This window comes from Dactylosporangium sp. NPDC050588 (assembly GCF_040654975.1).
Lineage (GTDB): Bacteria > Actinomycetota > Actinomycetes > Mycobacteriales > Micromonosporaceae > Dactylosporangium > Dactylosporangium maewongense.
Genome location: NZ_JBFAJA010000224.1, coordinates 1 through 2,012, shown reverse-complemented (window position 1 = coordinate 2,012; position 2,012 = coordinate 1). Strand labels below are relative to the sequence as shown.

1 protein-coding gene is annotated in these 2,012 nt (G+C 66.1%); it reads right to left on the bottom strand.

Annotation, left to right across the window (positions count from 1 at the left end; all coding sequences use genetic code 11):
- The coding region (locus tag AB0I21_RS57415; RefSeq protein ID WP_360574512.1) for a S8 family serine peptidase at positions 1 to 1,706 on the bottom strand (1,706 nt) is incomplete at its 3' end.
- Positions 1,707 to 2,012: the final 306 nt, after the last annotated feature.

Below are 2,012 nucleotides of genomic sequence, written 5' to 3'. Positions count from 1 at the left end.
TTGGCGTAGTACTTGTACTTCAGCGTCCCGTCAGCGAACCGGGCGTAGATCTCGGTCGTGCCGTACTTCGGGTTGTACAAGATGGCCGGGTTACCCGCCAGCTCGCCCCCGAGGTCGTTCCACCCGGACCAACCGTTGGAGTAGTAACGGTAGGCAAGGTGGTTGTTCGACAGACGCGCGTACACCTCAGTGGTGCCGTACGTCGGGTTGTACAGCACAGCCGGGTCACCCTGCGTGTTGCCACCCAGGTCAGACCAGTCCGACCACTCCGTACCGGCCCGGTACGCGTACACGATCCGGTTGTCCGTCGTACGCCCGTACACCTCGGTCGTGCCGAACCGCTGGTTGTTGATCCCAACGGGCTTCGACGCGATCGCCGGCGGGTCGACCTGACGCACGTACAGGAGCCGGTTCGCCGTGCTGTTCGCCGCGTACGGCTGGTACGTCGCCCCCATGTCCAGGACACCGTTCGTGGCGCTCTGGATGATCGCCTGGCGCACCTGCGACGGGGTGTAGTTCGGGTGTGCCTGCAGGATCAGCGCGGCCGCGCCGGCGACGTGCGGAGACGCCATCGACGTGCCATCCAGCTCAGCGGTGCCGTACGCCCAGCCGATCATTGCCGACGTGATGTGGGTGCCGGGGGCGAAGATGTCCACGCACGGCCCGTAGTTCGACCAGGCGGCCGGGAACTCCAAGCCGCCGTAGGCCCACTGGTCCAATGCACCGACGGTCAACGCCTCGGGGACCCGGGCCGGTGACTGGTCGCAGGCATTGAGCGGCCGCGGGTTGTACGGGTCGCCGTCGCCGTTACCGGCGGCGATCGAGTAGGTGAGCCCGGACGCGATCGACTTGCGGACGGCCTCGTCCTGCGCCGGGATGATCTCGTTGGCACCGAGGCTCACGTTGACCACGGCCGGCTTGACCGCGTTCGCCGTGACCCATTCGATGCCGGCGATGACCTCAGTGATGTAGCCGAGGCCGTTGCAGTCCAGGACGCGGACCCCGACGATCTTCACCTGCTTGGCCACACCGTACGTGGTGCCGCCGAGCGTGCCGGCCACGTGCGTGCCGTGCCCGTCACAGTCGGAGACGTTCTCCGGCAGGTTGTGCTCGGGCGTGTTCCGACCATACGGGTCGGTGGCCGGGCGGAGCGCCCGGTCGACGAAGTTCTTGCCCCACGAAGCCCGGCCGCCGAACTCGTTGTGCTCCTTGTACAGACCCGTGTCGATCACGTACGCCGTCACCGACGACGCCGTGTTCGGGTAGGTGTACTGATAGTTCGGCATCATGATGCGGCTGTCGATCCGGTCCAGGTTCCAGACCGGATTGCTCTGCGTGTCCGACTTGCGCTGCAGGACATCACGCGAGACGGACGCCACCGAAGGGTCTGCCGCCAGACGCGCGGCCTCGTCCTCGGAGAGACCGCTGACCGCGAAGCCCTTCAACACGACGCTGTACTCGCTGGTGACCTTGCCGCCGTGACGGGTCGTCAGAGCCTTCGCCGAACTGGTGACGCCGGCCTTCGCCTGCGCCGTGTTCATACCACCGAAGGCGGTGCTCTTCAGCTGAACGAGGTAGCTACCGGCCAGGCTCTGGTTCGCGTCGCCGAGAACCTCGCCCCGCGGCGGATTGACCACCTCCGCCGAGGCCGGCGTGCCCGAGACGAGCACCACGCCCGCGGCGGCGAGCGTCGAGACGCCCACCATCGCCCAGCGCCGCGGCCGGCTTACGAGCCGTCCATACGCAGCCCTTTCCATGCCCTTCGTGCTGATGGTTGTTTCCTCCCCACGAGGATCACCCCGGCGGACATCGACGGTTCACGCCAGACGGATGATCGGAATTAGGGAGAGGCTAAGTGGGAGGCCCCGTTCCCGGCCAGCCCGATCAGATGTTCATGCCGTGAAGATCGACCGAAGGGACTAGGGCGCGTTTCATAAATTTGTGCAGGCCGGGTGAAGTCACGGCGTGGCGGTGATCGAAATCTGAAGAGGTCTCCGGTAAATGGTTCAGCG